At 71.0% G+C, this 15,149-nt stretch carries 15 protein-coding genes and 1 tRNA gene; 13 read left to right on the top strand and 3 right to left on the bottom strand.

Annotated elements, in window-relative coordinates; all coding sequences use genetic code 11:
- The first annotated feature begins 39 nt into the window (after positions 1-39).
- The 4 genes from ACX80F_RS02250 to ACX80F_RS02235 are packed head-to-tail and all read left to right on the top strand — an operon-like array spanning position 40 to position 4,938.
- Complete coding sequence (locus tag ACX80F_RS02250) at positions 40-798, top strand: LamB/YcsF family protein (RefSeq protein WP_459334749.1); 759 nt, start codon at positions 40-42, stop codon at positions 796-798.
- Positions 795-2,447 (top strand): 5-oxoprolinase subunit B/C family protein, encoded by a 1,653-nt coding sequence (locus tag ACX80F_RS02245; RefSeq protein ID WP_459334748.1) that lies wholly within the window; start codon positions 795-797, stop codon positions 2,445-2,447. The genes ACX80F_RS02250 and ACX80F_RS02245 overlap by 4 nt, the downstream gene beginning before the upstream one ends.
- Before the next feature lie 11 nt (positions 2,448-2,458).
- Entirely contained in the window at positions 2,459-4,213 is a 1,755-nt protein-coding gene (locus tag ACX80F_RS02240; RefSeq protein WP_459334747.1) for an ATP-binding protein, read from the top strand.
- Between the two features lie 38 nt (positions 4,214-4,251).
- Positions 4,252-4,938, top strand: a complete 687-nt coding sequence (locus ACX80F_RS02235; protein WP_459334746.1) for a GntR family transcriptional regulator — start codon at positions 4,252-4,254, stop codon at positions 4,936-4,938.
- Between the two features lie 15 nt (positions 4,939-4,953).
- On the opposite strand, the gene ACX80F_RS02230 is transcribed toward ACX80F_RS02235, so the two are convergent.
- On the bottom strand, positions 4,954-5,760 hold the full coding sequence (locus ACX80F_RS02230; protein ID WP_459334745.1) for a putative hydro-lyase: 807 nt from the start codon (positions 5,758-5,760) through the stop codon (positions 4,954-4,956).
- Entirely contained in the window at positions 5,751-6,968 is a 1,218-nt protein-coding gene (locus ACX80F_RS02225; RefSeq protein ID WP_459334744.1) for an NRAMP family divalent metal transporter, read from the bottom strand. The genes ACX80F_RS02230 and ACX80F_RS02225 overlap by 10 nt, the downstream gene beginning before the upstream one ends.
- 131 nt (positions 6,969-7,099) lie before the next feature.
- Between ACX80F_RS02225 and ACX80F_RS02220 the strand changes: the two genes are divergently transcribed.
- Positions 7,100-7,297, top strand: coding sequence for a hypothetical protein (locus tag ACX80F_RS02220; RefSeq protein ID WP_459334743.1), 198 nt, complete (start codon positions 7,100-7,102; stop codon positions 7,295-7,297).
- A gap of 77 nt (positions 7,298-7,374) precedes the next feature.
- Here ACX80F_RS02220 and ACX80F_RS02215 read toward each other — a convergent pair whose 3' ends face one another.
- Positions 7,375-8,163 carry a hypothetical protein gene (locus ACX80F_RS02215; protein ID WP_459334742.1) on the bottom strand — a complete coding sequence of 263 codons (789 nt, stop codon included), beginning with the start codon at positions 8,161-8,163 and terminating at the stop codon, positions 7,375-7,377.
- A gap of 249 nt (positions 8,164-8,412) precedes the next feature.
- Here ACX80F_RS02215 and ACX80F_RS02210 point away from each other — a divergent pair, with 249 nt between their 5' ends.
- The 8 genes from ACX80F_RS02210 to ACX80F_RS02175 all read left to right on the top strand — a co-directional run bounded on the left by ACX80F_RS02210 (position 8,413) and on the right by ACX80F_RS02175 (position 15,126).
- Complete coding sequence (locus ACX80F_RS02210; RefSeq protein WP_459334741.1) at positions 8,413-9,729, top strand: ATP-binding protein; 1,317 nt, start codon at positions 8,413-8,415, stop codon at positions 9,727-9,729.
- 30 nt (positions 9,730-9,759) lie between these two features.
- Positions 9,760-10,731: an NAD(P)-dependent alcohol dehydrogenase gene (locus ACX80F_RS02205; protein ID WP_459334740.1), complete on the top strand. Its 972-nt coding sequence runs from the start codon at positions 9,760-9,762 to the stop codon at positions 10,729-10,731.
- A 117-nt stretch (positions 10,732-10,848) separates the two neighbouring features.
- A tRNA-Arg gene (locus tag ACX80F_RS02200) sits at positions 10,849-10,921 on the top strand.
- Positions 10,922-11,024: 103 nt separating this feature from the next.
- Entirely contained in the window at positions 11,025-11,756 is a 732-nt protein-coding gene (locus ACX80F_RS02195; RefSeq protein WP_459334739.1) for a DUF4129 domain-containing protein, read from the top strand.
- The gene (locus ACX80F_RS02190; RefSeq protein WP_459334738.1) at positions 11,753-12,211 is read left to right on the top strand and encodes a hypothetical protein; all 459 of its coding nucleotides are present in this window, start codon (positions 11,753-11,755) and stop codon (positions 12,209-12,211) included. The genes ACX80F_RS02195 and ACX80F_RS02190 overlap by 4 nt, the downstream gene beginning before the upstream one ends.
- Positions 12,208-13,242 (top strand): AAA family ATPase, encoded by a 1,035-nt coding sequence (locus tag ACX80F_RS02185; protein ID WP_459334737.1) that lies wholly within the window; start codon positions 12,208-12,210, stop codon positions 13,240-13,242. The genes ACX80F_RS02190 and ACX80F_RS02185 overlap by 4 nt, the downstream gene beginning before the upstream one ends.
- The gene (locus ACX80F_RS02180) at positions 13,235-14,599 is read left to right on the top strand and encodes a DUF58 domain-containing protein (protein ID WP_459334736.1); all 1,365 of its coding nucleotides are present in this window, start codon (positions 13,235-13,237) and stop codon (positions 14,597-14,599) included. Before ACX80F_RS02185 ends, ACX80F_RS02180 begins: the two co-directional genes overlap by 8 nt.
- Positions 14,596-15,126 (top strand): hypothetical protein, encoded by a 531-nt coding sequence (locus ACX80F_RS02175; protein WP_459334735.1) that lies wholly within the window; start codon positions 14,596-14,598, stop codon positions 15,124-15,126. The genes ACX80F_RS02180 and ACX80F_RS02175 overlap by 4 nt, the downstream gene beginning before the upstream one ends.
- The last annotated feature ends 23 nt before the right edge of the window (positions 15,127-15,149 follow it).

The raw sequence follows: 15,149 nt of genomic DNA, 5'->3' as shown, positions 1-15,149 counted from the left end.
GCATCCTAGAGGAACCACTCAGGAGAGACGAGGATCACATTGGTTTCTATCGACCTCAACAGCGACGTCGGCGAATCGTTCGGCAACTGGAGCATGGGGGACGACGCCGCGATCTTCCGTTCCGTCTCCAGCGCCAACGTCGCCTGTGGCTTCCACGCCGGAGACCCCTCCACCATCGCGCAGACCTGCCGGGATGCGGTGACCGCCGGTGTGACGATCGGCGCGCACGTCGGCTATCGGGATCTGGCCGGGTTCGGCCGCCGCTTCCTGGACTGCTCCCCCACTGAACTGGCCGACGACGTCCTGTATCAGATCGGTGCCCTCGACGCGATCTCCCGGGCGGCGGGCGGCACCATCAAGTACGTGAAACCCCACGGCGCCCTCTACAACACCATCGTCACCCACGAGGTCCAGGCCCGGGCCGTGGTGGATGCGGTCAAGGCGTTCGGCGGCGACCTCCCGCTGCTGCTCCTCCCCGGCTCCGTGGCGCTGACGGCAGCGGAAGCGGCAGGCCTCCGCGGCGTGGCCGAGGCCTTCGCCGACCGGGCCTACAACCCGGACGGCACCCTGGTGTCCCGCCGCGAACCGGGCGCGGTCCTCCACGACGAGGACGAGGTCTCGGCCAACATGGTCCGTCTCGCCGGCGACGGAGTTCTCATCGCCCGCGACGGCTCGACCATCAGGACCGCGGCGGAAAGCATCTGCCTCCATGGCGATACCCCCGGTGCCGTGTCCATGTCCGCCGCCGTCCGCCGCGCGCTCGAGGCCGCCGGCGTATCCATCCGGAGCTTCGTGTGAGTCTTCCGGAGATCCGCTGGGCCGGACCGCGCGCCCTCCTGATCCAGCTTGAATCGCTGGAGTCGGTCCTCACGGTGCATGCCCGGCTGCAGCGACACCCGCTCCGTGGGCAGGTCGACGTGCTCGCGGCGGCCCGGACCGTCCTGGCCGTCTTCGATTCCGGCGTCAACGCCCGCGCCGCGCGCTCCGCCGTCGCGCAGCTGGACACGGCGCCGTCCCCGGACGCTGCCCCGATCGGTGACCCGGTCCGGATCGAGGTGGTGTACGACGGCGACGACCTCGCCGAGGTGGGCCGCCTCACCGGCCTCGACCCCGACGGCGTCATCGCCGCACACACGGGCCAGCTGTGGACCGCCGCGTTCGGCGGGTTCGCCCCGGGATTCGCCTACCTGGTCGGGGAGAACGAGTCGCTCACGGTCCCCCGCCGCACCACGCCGCGCACCGCGGTCCCCGCCGGGGCGGTGGCGTTGGCGGGCAACTTCTCGGCCGTCTATCCGCGCCGCTCGCCGGGCGGCTGGCAGCTCATCGGGCGAACCGCCTCGCGGCTGTGGGACCTGGACCGGGATCAGCCGGCCCTCCTCCGACCGGGGACCGCTGTGCAGTACGTGGCCGTTCGGGAGTCGGTCGTGCTCGCTGACCGGGCGGACGCTCCAGCCAGGACGTCGGAGACCCCGCTCGGGCAGGCGGACGCCCTGGAAGTCCTCGCCCCAGGGCCGCAGTCGCTCGTCCAGGACCTCGGCCGGCCCGGCCTCGGAGACGCGGGCGTGTCGAAAGCCGGTGCCGCCGATACCGCGAGCGCCCGGCAAGCGAACCGGCTGGTCGGGAATGCTCCCGGTGACGCAGTCATCGAGACGATCCTCGGTGGCCTCACCCTCGAGGCCCACGGAGAGCTGACCGTGGCCGTGACCGGGGCACACACGCCCCTCGGGATCAGCGGTGACGGAAGAACCCGCCCGGCGCCCATGTGCTCACCGTTCGCCCTGCACGACGGGGAGACCCTCCGCCTCGACCTGCCCGACGCCGGACTGCGCACCTATCTGGCCGTCCGCGGCGGCATCGACGTGCCGGAGGTGCTGGGCAGCCGTTCGACCGACGTGATGTCGGGGATCGGCCCGGCGCCCCTCGCTGCGGGAACCGTGCTGCCGATCGGCACGATCGACCGGGGCCGCATCGTCGGCGCTGCCGAACCCTCCACCCTTCCCGACGCCGTCCGGTCGGGAACGCAGGAACCGGTGGTCCTCCGCATCACCGGAGGTCCACGCCACGACTGGTTCACCGCTGACGCCCACGAGGCGCTCACCGGCCAGACCTGGAGCGTGACCGCCGAATCGAACCGGATCGGGGTGCGCCTCGCCGTCGGTGAACCGGGCACGACCGGCCGGCCGCTGGAACGCCTCACCACCGACGAGCTGCCCAGCGAAGGGGTCGTCGCCGGATCGCTGCAGGTACCGCCCTCGGGCCTGCCCGTGCTCTTCCTCGCCGACCACCCGGTGACCGGCGGGTATCCGGTGATCGGCGTCGTCGTCCCCGACGACCTGGGCATCGCTGCCCAGCTGGTGCCGGGAACCCGTCTCCGATTCCGGGCCGTGGATCCCGAAAGCCTGCAACCCGTCCCGCCCCGGCACCCGCTCCCCACCCGAAGCTCGTGAAAGTAGCAGCCATGAAGAAGGTCCTGATCGCCAACCGCGGCGAGATCGCCGTCCGCATCGCCCGCGCGTGCACCGATGCGGAACTGACCTCCGTCGCCGTGTACTCCGAGCCCGACGCCGACGCGCTCCACGTCCGCCTCGCCGACGAAGCGTATCCGCTGGGCGGATCGGCGAGCGCCGACACCTACCTCGCCATGGACAAGCTCCTCGCCGTCGCCGCCAGGGCCGGCGCCGACGCCGTCCACCCCGGCTACGGTTTCCTCTCGGAGAACGCCGACTTCGCGGACGCGGTGCAGGACGCGGGGCTCATCTGGATCGGTCCGTCGCCGGACGCGATCCGCAGCCTCGGCAACAAGGTCACCGCCCGCGAGATCGCCGTCAAGGTCGGCGCACCCCTCGTCCCCGGATCCGACGGACCTGCCGCCGACGCCGAGGAAGTCCACGCCTTCGCCGAGCAGTACGGCGTCCCCGTCGCGATCAAGGCCGCCTACGGAGGCGGCGGCCGGGGCATGCGGATCGCCTACCGGATGGAGGACATCGACGACGCGTTCGACTCGGCGGTCCGCGAGGCCACCGTCGCCTTCGGCCGCGGTGAATGCTTCGTCGAGCGGTTCCTCGACAAGCCGCGGCACGTCGAGGCGCAGGTCCTCGCGGACACCCACGGGAACATCGTCGTCGTCGGGACCCGAGACTGCTCACTGCAACGCCGAAACCAGAAGCTGGTCGAGGAAGCCCCCGCGCCGTTCCTGACCGACGACCAGCGCACCCGCATCCACGAGTCGGCCCGCGCCATCTGCCGCGAGGCCGGCTACACCAGTGCCGGCACCGTCGAATACCTGGTGGCGCCCGACGGCGTGATCTCCTTCCTGGAGGTCAACACCCGCCTGCAGGTGGAGCACCCCGTGACCGAGGAGACCTCGGGCATCGACCTGGTCCGCGAGCAGTTCCGCATCGCCGCCGGCCTGTCCGTCAGTGTCACCGAGGATCCGGCACCGCGGGGCCACGCCATCGAATTCCGGCTCAATGCCGAGGACGCCGGCCGCGGGTTCCTGCCCTCCCCCGGCCCGGTCGACATCTTCGAGGCTCCCACCGGGGCCGGCATCCGCGTCGACACCGGGGTGCGCTCCGGGTCCAGCGTCCCCGCCGAGTACGACTCCCTGATGGCCAAGCTCATCGTCCACGGCGACGACCGGCCGCAGGCACTCCGCCGTGCCCGGGCCGCCCTCGACGAACTGCGGATCGAAGGCCTCCCCACGGTGGTCCCCTTCCACCGTGCGGTGGTCCGGGACCCCGACTTCACCGACCCCGACCGGCTGGGCGTGTACACCACGTGGATCGAATCGGCATTCGCCGGACGCTTGGACGCCGCCCTCTCGAGCGGGACGGCGGGGCAGCTGGCCCGCCGGGAGACCCTGACGGTGGAGATCGACGGCAAGGCCGTCCAGCTGGGGCTGCCCGCCGAGGTGTTCGCCGCGCTGATGAACGGCGGCGGCAACGGCGGTCCGGGCGCCGCCGTCGCGTCCGCCGTCGCCACCGATGACGGCTCCACGGTCACGGCCTCGATGGGCGGCACGCTCGTGAAGTGGCTGGCCGACGACGGCGCCACCGTCCGCGCGGGACAGCCCGTCGCGGTGCTCGAGGCGATGAAGATGGAGACCGAGGTCCTGTCGAGGGTTGCCGGCACCTTCCAGCGCGGCGGACAGGAGCCGGGTGCCGCCGTCGCACGCGGTGAGGCCCTGGGCGGTGTCCTGGGGACGGTCGGCTAACATCGGCTGGTGACGGGAAATGGGGGGAGACCACGGCAATGAGAGCAGTAGAGGAGCTCGATCGCGCGACGGCGGGAACGGCCGAACACGCGCACACGGCAACCTGGATCGCCACCGTATTGCGGAGTCGCATCGCCGCCGGTGAGCTCACACCCGGGTCGAAGCTGTCGGAACAGGCGCTGTCGACGGCGCTCGGCGTATCCCGGAACACGCTGCGCGAGGCGTTCTCCACGCTCGCCGGCGAATCGATGGTGACCCGGATCCCCAATCGCGGCGTGTTCGTCGCCTCCCCCGGAGCCGACGAGGTGCGCGAGATCTACCGCGTCCGCCGGATGATCGAACCTGCCGCAGCGCTGTGGGGCGAGGTGACCCCCGAGGTGCTCGACACCATGGAGGCCATCGTCCGGCGGGCGCAGGAAGCGCGCGACGCCGGAGCGGTCGCCGATATGGCGGACGCCAATCAGGCGCTGCACCGCGCCGTCGTCGGCCTGACCGGGAGCCAGTCGCTGCAGACCCTGATGGACCGCGTGCTCGCCGAGATGCGGCTCGTGTTCCACGCCATGGCCTCGGCCCCGGACTTCCACAGCCACTACGTGGACCGCAACGTGCAGCTCGTCGAACGGCTCCGGGCCGGGCAGCGTGAGGAGGCGGCCTCAGGCCTGAGCGCGTACCTGGACTCCGCCGAGGCCGAACTCCTGGACCGGCTCGTCGACGGGACCGCATAGCCCCGACCGCCTGGACTACGGCACCAGGTAGTCGCTGTCCCGGGCGTCGGTGATGAGCATGTGCCCCGGCGCGTGGCCGATGGCCAGCGGCGGCCGGGACTGCATCACGGCCGCCTGCGGGGTCACCCCGCAGGCCCAGAACACCGGCAGATGCCCCTCGGGGATCCGCACGGAGTCACCGAAGTCCGGCGACCCCAGGTCGACCCCCAGTTCCTCCGGATTGCCCACGTGCACCGGCGCGCCGTGCACGGCCGGGTAGCGCGAGGTGATGCGGACGGCGTCCGCCACCTGCGCCGCCGGCACCGGGCGCATCGACACCACCAGGGGACCGGCCATCGCACCGGCGGGAGCGGCCTCCCGGTTCGTCCGGTACATCGGCACGTTCACCCCCTGATCGATGTGCGCGATCCTGACGCCGCCGTCCTGCAGCGCCGTCTCGAAGGTGAAGGAGCACCCGAACAGGAAGGTCACCAGGTCGTCGCGCCAGTGAGCCAGGACGTCGGTGGGCTCGTCCACCAACGTGCCGTCGTGGTAGACGGTGTACCGGGGGACGTCGGTCCGGATGTCCCCGCCCGCCAGCAGCGGGCCGGAGGTCTCACCGGGTTCCAGCACCCCGAGGATCGGGCACGGTTTGGGATTGCGCTGGGCGAAGAGCAACAGGTCGAAAGCCTGCTCGCGCGGGATCGACAGCACGTTCACCTGCGCGTAGCCGCGTGACCAGCCCGACGTCGGCGTCACCAGGCCGGCCCGGAAGGCGGCCCGCGCGTCAGCGGGCAGCGTCGCCGCCGGATCGTCCGGGAGGCCGGCCGGAGTCAGCCCCACAGCTGGGCCAGCCCGGTGAGTGCGGTGTAGCCGAGGAACAGGGTCAGGAACCAGGTGATGATGCCGACGATCAGCAGCCACTTGGGGTAGACGTACCCGTTCAACAGGTCCCGGCGGCGCCACGCCACCCAGAGCAGCACACCGAAGCCGACCGGCAGGATCAGGCCGTTGAACGCCCCGGCGAAGATCAACAGTTCCTGGGGTGCCTGCCCCAGGAAGAGGTAGACCACGGCGCAGCCGGCGATGAAGACGACAGTGATGAGATTCCGCCTGCGCTCGCGGGTCTTCGAGGTGGTGATGAAGGAGACGGAGGTGAACGCGGCGCCGATCACCGAGGTGAGAGCGGCCGCCCAAAGGACGATGCCGAAGAGCCTCATGCCGATGTCGCCGGCTGCGATACCGAAGGCTTCGGCGGCCATGTTCTCACTCGACAGAACCGCTCCACCAGCCACGACGCCGAGGATCGCCAGGAACAACAGGACCCGCATGACGCCGGTGACCAGGATGCCGAGCACCGAGCTGCGGGTGATCTGCTTGACGTTCTCGACACCCGTTGCGCCGGAGTCGAGCATGCGGTGCGCACCGGCGTAGGTGATGTACCCGCCCACAGTGCCGCCCACCAGGGTGGTGATGATGAGGAAGTCGATCTGCTCCGGAAGGACCGCGTTCCTGAGCGCGTCACCGACGGGCGGGGCCGCGACGATGGCCACGTAGATCATCAGGAGGATCATGAGTCCGCCGAGGAGCACCACGATGCGGTCCAGTGCCATGCCGGCTCTCTTGCTGATGAAGATCATGATGGCGATGCCCGCCGAGACGGCGCCGCCGATCTTCGGGTCGATGCCGAGCATCGCGTTGGCACCGAGCCCGGTGCCGGCGATGTTGCCGATGTTGAAGACCACGCCGCCCACGAAGACGAGTCCGGCGAGGAACCAGCCGACGCCGGGAAGAACCTTGTTGCCGAGCTCGTGGGCGCGGAGTCCCGAGACACCGATGACGCGCCAGACATTCATCTGGACGGCGATGTCGATGAGGATCGACGCCAGGATGGCGAACGCGAACGCTGCACCGATCTGGGCGGTGAACACTGTGGTCTGGGTGATGAAGCCCGGCCCGATGGCGCTGGTGGCCATGAGGAACATGGCCCCCAACAGCGCGGTGCGCCGGGCGGAGGAGCTCAGCTTCGGTCTATTCTGGGTATCTGCCATGGGATCCGTCCGATTCATCGAGGTGACTGGAGTCACATTTCGTGATGGGGCTGACGCTACAGGTTGTTGAACAATGTTTGCAAGGGATTGTTCAACAACTTTCTATCCGGCGATTCGGGCTTCGGTGCGGCATGGCAGGCTGTCGGAACGCGATCCACATCGCCTCCGAGCCGGTCAGCGAGGACGTGGAGTACCCGAAGGGGTTCTACCTCCGCATCGTGGACGGACAGTCCTGGCTGAGGGGCTATCGGTGTGATGCCACGTACGTGTGGTCGCCGGAGCAGCGGGTCGCGTTCGTGGTGTCCGATGGCCACGACGGCGCGACATGACCCTACGAGGTCGGTACGAGCCGGCCATCAGCGGCAATGCGGCCTACATCCGCCCGGTGGGCGAATCTCTGCCACGGTCACCGTTTCCGGATCCCGGCGGCCAGCAGTACGACGGCGGCGGCCGCCGCGGCGGCGGCGACCGCGGACCTCGACCGTCGTCGCTGCCCGACCATCACGCCGGCGAAGGCCCAGAGGAGTGTCCCGACGTAGGTCCGGGACGAGACGCTCGCCCGTTCCGGACCGGCGGCCGCTCGGGCGCCGAGCGCACCCAGCCCGGCGAGGAGGGTCGCTCCGACCGTGGCAGCCTTCGGTCCCGCGGGAACGATGCCCCGTGCGACGAGTACGGCGGCCAGGTTCACGCCGCACGCCACCTGGCCCCACGCGGCCAGCATGCCCGCGGTGGGAGCGGCCACGGCCACCTCGGCACCGCTCAGTCCGCCCACCGCCTCCGCCTGCGCGATCCGGCGTCGTCCCCTTTCGGCCAGCACGGCGAGCGCGGTCAGCGCCGCCTGTGCTCCCCAGACCCGGCCGGACCGTGCCAGCGGCGCCCAGAGACCGGCTGCGGCGAAGGCCCCGGCGAGGGGCCAACCCGCCGCCCGCCAGACGTCCCGGGTACGGGCGGGGCCGCGAGCCTGCTGGACCGCGTAGGCGATGGACGACGCGAAGATCGGGAACCAGACGGCGAAGGCGTAGGGGGCCGGCTGGATCACGTTGGGCGGAGTGTCCTCTCCGCGGAACCGCGGGCCGTAGACGGTGGGCAGCAGCACCTGGCCCGCGGCCGCGACGCACGTGAACGCCTGCCGCGAGCGGTCCCCCGCCGCCGCTGCCCATACACGATCGATGCTGCTGGAGGAAAGGGCTGTCATGGGGCTCCTCAGTGGATGACGTCGGCCCGGGGATGGACCTGGTGGTTCGCGTCGGGCTCACACGGTTGCCAAGCTACTGCCTCCGGCACCGGCACCCCTCACCGGTTGCGGGTGAACCAGGCCGTGAGTGCGCGCAGGGACGTCGCAGACTCCGGACCGTGCAGCCGTGGAGTGTGGCGGCCCGTGACAACCCGATTGACATGGCCGGTCCGTCGCACCAGCGTGGTAGGAAACCTCGAGGAGACACGGATGACCAGCTGGCGGATCAGGGATTTCCACTCGGCGGACCTGGACGGAATCCTGCACCTGTGGGAGACCCTCAAGGCGAACAACGTCGACCCGGTGTATGCCCTCTCCGAGGTGCTCGCATCCTGCGAGAAGGATCATGCCGTGGTCGCCGTACAGGGCGACCACGTGGTGGGAGCGGCCGTCGGACGCGCCGCGCACGATCAGGGCTGGATCGTCTTCCTCGCCACGCTTCCCGAGTTCCGCGGCCGTGGAATCGGCACGTCGCTGCTGACGGCGGTCGAGAACAGTATGTCACCGCACGGGCTGAACAGGCTCTCGGCGCTGATGCCGGATTCGGAGGCGAGGGTCGAGGCGTTCCTGAGCCGCGGCTTCGCGTTGAAGAAGAACCTGCGGTACTTCGAGCGCACCATCCCCGTCCAGCGCCAGGAGCTCGGCGCCCTGGGTCAACTCGGTGGCCGCATCCTGGCACGCGACCAGTGGGAGAAGGTGGCGGGGATGCGCAAGGAGAAAGAGTTGCTCGAGCGCCGCCTGGTACTCCCCCTGGCCGAGGCCGATCTGGCCGACGAGTTCGGCGTCGTGCCGCCGCGCGCCGTCGTCCTCTTCGGACCACCCGGCACCGGCAAGACCACTTTCGCCAAAGCCATCGCCTCCCGCCTGGAGTGGCCCTTCGTGGAGGTGTTCCCCTCCCGCCTGGCAGCCGATCCCCAGGGACTGGCCGGCGCCCTCCGTGAGACCTTCCTGGAGATTGCCGAGCTGGAACACGCCGTGGTGTTCATCGACGAGGTCGAGGAGATCGCCTCGCACCGCTCCGGTGAGCCGCCGTCGCCCCTGCAGGGTGTCACCAACGAGCTCCTGAAGATCATCCCGGCCTTCCGGGAACAGCCCGGGCGCCTGCTGGTGTGTGCCACCAACTTCATCCGTTCCCTGGACTCGGCGTTCCTGCGGCACGGGCGGTTCGACTACGTCATCCCGATCGGCCTGCCGGACCGGCAGGCCCGCGAAGCGATGTGGCGGCGCTTCATTCCCGCTCCCGTGGCGGCTTCGGTGGACGTCGCACTGCTCGTGGACCGCACGCAGGGTTTCTCCCCCGCGGACATCGAGTATGCCGCCCGCAGCGCCTCCCAACGGGCACTGGAGAAGGCTGTGTACGACGACGGCGGGTTGGCCTCCGGACGCATAGCGTCCGTCCGCGAGGACGGCCGCAAGGGTCCCGCCACGCAGGACTACCTCGACGCCATCGGGGAGACGCGGACCACCGTCAGCGATGCGGTCCACCAGGACTTCCTGGAGGATATCGAGACCCTCGGCCGCGTATAGAAGCCACGAAACCTCCGAAGGAGCATCCACATGAGGGCAATCGTGCAGGACGAATACGGAGACGCGGATGTGCTGCGCCTCGAGGACGTCGAGCGACCGGAACCCGGACGCCATCAGGTCCTTATCCGTGTCCGGGCGGCGGGCGTCGATCCCGGCGTGTGGCACATCATGGCGGGCCGGCCGATCGGCGTGCGGCCCGCCTTCGGTATCCGCAGGCCGCGGCAGCGCACCCGCGGGGCTGATGTGGCGGGCATCGTCGAAGCGGTCGGCCCCGAGGTCACGCGGTTCGCCCCGGGCGACGAGGTCTTCGGTGTCGCATCCGGCAGCTTCGCCGACTTCGCGCTCGCCTCGTCGGAGAAAGGGCTGGCACACAAGCCGGCAGGGCTGGGCTTCGCCGAGGCGGCGGTCATGCCGATCTCCGGCTGCACCGCGCTCCAGGGGCTCCGCAGGGGTGGCGTGGCAGCAGGCACACGCGTGCTCGTGCTCGGCGCCTCGGGCGGCGTCGGATCGATCGCAGCGCAATTGGCCAAGGAGTTCGGCGCCCACGTCACTGGAGTCGCGAGCACCAGCAAGCTCGACTTCGTCCGCGACCTCGGCGCCGACGAGGTGCTTGATTACACCCGTCAGGACCCCGTGGACGGTACACGCCGCTTCGACCTCATCCTCGACACCGGCGGCAACCGCCCGCTACGGACGCTGCGACGGGCCCTCACCCCCGACGGGACACTCGTCATCGTCGGTGGGGAGGGCGGCCGAGGACTGCTCGGCGGCTTCGAGCGGGCGACGCTCGGCGCACCGGCCCTGTCGCTCGTCACCCGCCAGAAACTCCGGGGGCTCATGGCCGTGACACGCCGCGACGATCTCGACACCCTCGGCGGGTTGATCGAGGCCGGCCGACTGCGCGTGCCGCTCGATCGCACCTTCCCGCTCGAGGCGGCTCCGGACGCCATCCGGTACCTGCACGCCGGGAAGGTGCGCGGCAAGGTCGCCATCACCATCTGACCGAGTGCGCGGGTAACCGTGGCGATCAACCCACGGACCCCGTGCCGGCGTTTTCCCCACCATGCGCCACCTGCTAAGCTCAATAAGTCCCTTACGGGTACGGGAGTTTCCGTATCTGCCTTCGTAGCTCAGGGGATAGAGCGTCTGCCTCCGGAGCAGAAGGTCGTAGGTTCGAATCCTATCGAGGGCACATCCACCGCCGTCGGCCATCAGGCCGACGGCGGTTCTGTTTTGGTAGGCTCCACAGGATGCGGCCCTCGGGACCCGCACGAGCACCTATCGGCAGGGGGAACGTGGGGACGACAGCCGGACCGCCGCGCGCCCCCGCCGTCCTGGCCCTGATCGTCCTCGCCCTCACCGTGCTCGCCGCAGCCTTCCTCGGCGAGTTCTCCGCCGAACCCGTGACGGTCGCGCCGGACTCCTCCACCCGACGGACGGACGCGCCGCCCCCGACCGCCACGGTCACAGCACCACCACCGTCCGAGGGCGAGCGCCTCGTGATCGACGGCGGCACGCTGGCAGCGGGAGCCCTGATCCTCCTCATGCTCGCGGTGGCCCTCCTGACCCGGTTCCTGCTGCGGTTCCGTGGTCGGCACGGACCCGACGGGGATTCGCCGGAGCAGGCCGGGCCGCACCACGCCGGTACCGTCACCCTGGTGTCCGAGGCCCTGCCGCGGTGGGTCAGGGAGTCGAGTGCCGCGCTGCTGGACGGCGGCAGCACATCGGACGCGGTCATCCGCTGCTGGCTCGAGTTCGAGCGCATCTGCGCCGACGCGGGCGTCGGCCGCACACGCACGCAGACGACGTCGGACTTCGCGTCCGTTGTCGCGATCAGGCTCGATCTTCCTCCCGGGCCGCTGACCACCTTGAACCACCTGTACCAGCGCGCGCGTTTCGGGCGGGCCGGTCAGGATCGCTCCACCGGTTCCCTCGGCCCCGCCGACCGCGAAGCAGCGGCCGCGAGCGTCGACGAGCTGGGACGGTCCCTCGCCGCACGGGCCCGGCACTCAGGGGCACGGCCGTGAAGCGGTCCGCGTGGGCCATCACGGCCGTGCTGATCGGCCTCGCGCTCGTCGCCGTCTGGTTCTTCGGTCTCGATGCCCGGCACGCCGTCGTCCTTGTCGGGGCGGCGGGCGCTGCGGGCATCGCGAACGGCGTCCTCGAGGGCTTGGACGTCCCACGGGTCGTCCTGCCGCGTCCGCCCGAACCGGAGCGCGGACTCGCCGACCTGCAGGCGCTCGAGTTCTCCCTCGCGTCCGCAGACCCCGGGATGCGCGCCCTCCTCGAAGTGCGGACCCTCGCCCGCTCGGTCGTGGCGGCACGGCCCCATACGCCCCGGAGCACAGCGCTCGACGCCTTCGTCGCCGACCCCCGGCCACCCGAGCTGACCCACCGCGAACTCCAGGCTCTGGGCGTGGAACTGGAACGCATCGTCCTCTCCCCCGCACCCGATCCGACTTCTCACCAGGAGGCGCCATGACTGAGCCGAACCCCCACCCGCCCGGCGCCGGTCAGGAGCCGGGCGCGGTCCTCACGGGCCCGGCTGACAGCACGGCAACGGCTTACGCCGCCCGGGTGGGCCGCGAAATCCTCGCCCGCGCGGGTACCGTCGTCGTCGGCGCCGAAGGAGCCCTGCGCCTGGCACTGGCGGCCGTGCTCGCGGGAGGTCATGTCCTGTTCGAGGACCTGCCGGGTCTCGGGAAGACCCTCGCAGCCAAGACCCTCGCCCAGGTGCTGGGCCTCGACTTCCGGCGCCTGCAGTTCACGCCTGATCTCCTGCCCTCGGACGTGACCGGATCGTCCATCTTCAACCCGGCCACGCGCGAGTTCGAGTTCAGACCCGGCCCCATCTTCACGGGACTGTTCCTCGCCGACGAGATCAACAGGACGTCCCCGAAGACCCAGTCCGCGCTCCTCGAGGCGATGGCGGAGGCACAGGTGTCCGTGGAGGGCGCCACCCTGCCCCTCCGGCGTCCATTCCATGTGTTCGCCACCTCCAACCCGATCGAGTTCGAGGGCACGTACCCGCTGCCCGAGGCACAGCTGGACCGCTTCCTGGTCCGCCTACGCTTCGGCTACCCCGGGCCCGGCGGCGAACAGGACATCATCTCGCGGCGCATCACGCGGCGGAAGGACGAGACGCACGTGGCGAACGTGACGACGGCCGAGGGGCTGCTGCGCCTGCAGGCCGCCGCCGAGTCCGTGAACGTGGACGACGACGTCATCGACTACGCGGTCCGGCTCACCGCAGCGACACGGACCCATCCGGCCGTGGAGGTGGGCGCGTCTCCCCGCGGGTCACAGGCACTGGTCCTGCTGGGCCGCGCACTCGCCGTCCTCGACGGCCGCACCTTCGTACTGCCGGAGGACGTGAAGGAGGGCGCCGAGGCCGTGCTCGCCCACCGGCTGACGCTGACGCCGTCGTCCTGGGCGCAGGGCGTGGCGACGGAGAAGGTGGTGTGGGACGTACTGGCCGAGGTGCCCACCCCGCCGACCGTGCCGCGTGGCTAGGGCCGCAGCAGCCGCCCGGTCCCCCGTCTGGGCCCTCGCGGTCATCCTCATGCTCGTGTGCGCCGTGGCGGGCCTCGTGTCCGGCCGTCCGGACACCGTGGCTCTCGCCGCGCCGTTCGCGTTCCTCGCGCTCGCCGGTCGCGCCGGCCCGGCGCAGGGCACCGCCCGCACGATCCATATCTCGCCGGACCGATCGGTCGACGCCGATGGCCAGCGCCTGCGCGTGCGGCTCGCCCCGCGGGAGGCCGGCACCCCGGCGTCGGGACGCCTGATGGTCACCACCCTGGCCGCTCCCGGGTGTCCGGAGGACGCCGTCGTCCTACTGGACGACGAGGAGTGCCCGTTCCTGGTGGATGCGCCGCCGTCGGGGGAACAGGACGTCCTCGCGTACGGTGCCGCGAGCTTCACGGCGGATCTGGCCCGGCCCACCGCCTTCGCGCCCGCGCCGCCGCTCCGCGTGAGCATCCTGCCGCGAGTCGGGCCGACACTCGCGCGGCCGGTCTCCCGGCGGCTCGTGGGCCTCGCCGGGACCCACCGGTCGGGACGCCCGGGCGACGGCGGTGAACTGCGCTCCGTCGCTTCCCTGCAGCCCGGAGATCCGCTGCGGCGGATCGACTGGCGTGCCACGGCCCGGCGGTCCACCGACCAGGACAGGCTCATGGTGCGGCGCAGCTTCGCGGATGCGGAGGCCTCGGTCTTCCTGGTCGTCGATCAGGCACATGACCTGCCGTCCTCGACGGAGGACTGGTTCGCCGCTGCTCCTCCGCGCCTGGCCGCCGGATCGCTGCACGTGGCGCGGACTGCTGCGACGACGGTTGCTGCCTCCTACCTCGCTGTCGGTGACCGTGTAGGCCTCGACGACCTGTCGGGGACGCGGCGTGCCCTGCGCTCGGCGGCGGGAGCACGCCACCTCGAGCAGATCCGGGTTCGGCTGGCGGGTACTGCTGTGGTGCCGCGGCGTCGCCGCCGGAGGGATCCCGTGCCGCCGCAGGGTGCCGTCGTCGTCGTGTTCTCCGCTTTCCTGGACGCCGAGCCGGCACGCCTGCTGCGCTTCTGGCACGCACAAGGGCATGTGGTGGCCGGGATCGACTGCATGATGCCGCTGGACCGTACGGAGACGACGACGGCGCAGGCCGAGGCCGTGCGGCTCACGCTTCTGCGGCGTCGACTGCTGCTCGAGGGCCTGCGGGGCGACGGCATCCCCGTGATCGCCGGAGCGACCGCCGACGCGCAGCGCCCCGTACGGGGGGACGGTTTCGATGCGCCCTACGGGCCGGACCTCGACACCGGCCTCCGGCTGCTGGCGCGGCAGGCCGATCGGCGTACCGGCCAGGGTTCGAGCCGGAGAACCTCATGAGACCGGAGCGATCCGCCCGGCCCGCAGGTTCGCCCGCCGTGCCCGACCGGAACGGCCTCGTGGCCCTGTGGGTGATACGCAGCGCGACGGCCCTCCTGGCGGTCCTTCTCGGCAGCATCGCCTGGAGCGGCTCGGCGTGGATCGTCCTGACCATCGTCGTGGCCGCGGGCGCGGCGGTACTCCCGTCGGTCGGCCTGGTCACGCTGTCCCTGCTGCTGCTCTCGATCGCGTATGCGGTGAACGTGGCTGAAGGGTCCGCGTGGCTCCTCGTGTTCGTTGCCGGACTGCATGCCGTCTTCATCCTGTACCTCCTGCTCCTGCATCTGCCCCTGCGGGGGTGGATCAGCACTGCAGCGCTGCGTCAGCTCGCGCTGTCCTACCTCCGGATCCAGGCCGTGGCGCAGCCCGTCGCCGTCCTTGCCCTGCTGGTGGGCGACGCCGGGTCCAGCCTCCCCGTGGTGCTGGCGGGCGTAGCAGCCCTTCTCGCGTGGGCGGTCTGGCTGGTGAGGGGACGCGCAGAGGGGTGATGTGCCGACTCACGACAGTGCCA

The organism is Arthrobacter sp. TMS2-4 (assembly GCF_054511075.1).
The sequence above is the reverse complement of the archived record's forward strand: the minus strand, read 5'-3'. Positions and strand labels throughout refer to the sequence as shown.